The sequence below is a fragment of the Streptomyces hainanensis genome (genome assembly GCF_004348415.1).
GTDB classification, from domain to species: Bacteria; Actinomycetota; Actinomycetes; order Streptomycetales; family Streptomycetaceae; genus Streptomyces; species Streptomyces hainanensis.
In genome coordinates this window covers 1-1,237 of the sequence record NZ_SMKI01000835.1, presented here as the reverse complement: position 1 = coordinate 1,237, position 1,237 = coordinate 1, and the positions used below count along the sequence as shown (strand labels likewise).

Annotated in this window: 1 protein-coding gene; it reads right to left on the bottom strand. The window is 78.8% G+C overall.

Annotated features, from left to right (window positions below):
* The coding region (locus E1283_RS36305) for a glycosyltransferase (protein ID WP_243745351.1) at nt 1-991 on the bottom strand (991 nt) is incomplete at its 3' end.
* Between the last annotated feature and the right edge of the window lie 246 nt (nt 992-1,237).

Here is a 1,237-nt window from a genome sequence, read left to right as displayed (position 1 = left end):
GCGCGGTGACGGCCCCGGCCAGGGCCCGGGGGTCGGCGGGCGGGACGAGGCAGTGCGGGGCGTGGCCGGGTGGCAGGCTCTCCCGGGCGCCGCCGACGTCGGTCAGCAGCACGGGTCGGCCGGCGGCCATGGCCTCGATCGGCGCCAGCGCCATGCCCTCCCAGCGGGACGGCAGCACCACGAGGTCGGCGGCCGCGTACCAGGGCAGGGTGTCGTCGGTGTGGCCGGCGAACAGCACCTCGGGGCCGGCGGCGCGGCGCAGCGCGGCGCGTTCCGGACCGTCGCCGACGAGCGCGAGGCGGGCGGCGGGGAACCGTTCGAGCACCCCTGGCCAGGCGCGCAGCAGCAGGTCCTGGCCCTTCTGCGGGCAGAGCCGGCCGACGCACACCACGAGCGGCGCGCGCTGCGGCAGGCCGTGCACGGCGGCCAGCGCGGCGCGCGCCTGGCGCCGCGCGACGCCGTCGGCGGCGGGGTGGCGTGCCAGGTCGACGCCGTTGCGGATGACGGTGTGCCCGGCGGCGATCCCGGCCCGCTCGGCCTGCCGCCGCTCCTCCTCGCTGACGCAGAGCACCCGGTGCGTCCAGCGGGTGGCGTACCGCTCCCAGCGGGTGGCCAGCCGCGCGGTGGCGCCGTCGACCGCCTCGAACGACCAGGCGTGCGGCTGGAAGACGGTGGGCAGCCGGCCGCGCAGCGCGAGCCGCCCGGCCAGGCCGGCCTTGGCGCTGTGCAGGTGGACGAGGTCGGGGGCGGCCCTCCGGATGGCGCGGGCCGCGAAGGCGACCTCCCACGGCAGGTTGGGCCCGGGGGCCCGCTCGGCGTGCCAGAGGCGGACGTCGGCCCCGGCGGCCGCCGCGGCCCGGCCGAGTTCGCCGCCGGACGGGCAGAGCACGACGGCGCGGATCCCCACGTGGGTCTGCGCGCGCACCAGGTCGGTGACGACCCGGGCGACGCCGCCGTCCACGGGCTGGGCGAGGTGCACTACGGTCAGCACGCTTCCGTCCTTGCGGGCTTCGGGGCTCGGGACTCGGAGGGGCTCGGGAGACTCGGGGTACGGGCTCGGGCCGGCCGGGCTCGGGCCGGCCCGGTTCAGGTGGCCGCGTCGACCTGGAGGAACAGCGCGCCGAGCTGGTAGTCGTGGTCGCCGCTGCCGAACCCGATGTCCAGGCCGCCCTCGGCGCCCTCCTCGAGCGCGCCCGAGATGTCCAACACGTCCGCGTCGAAGCCGAGGGTGTTGGGG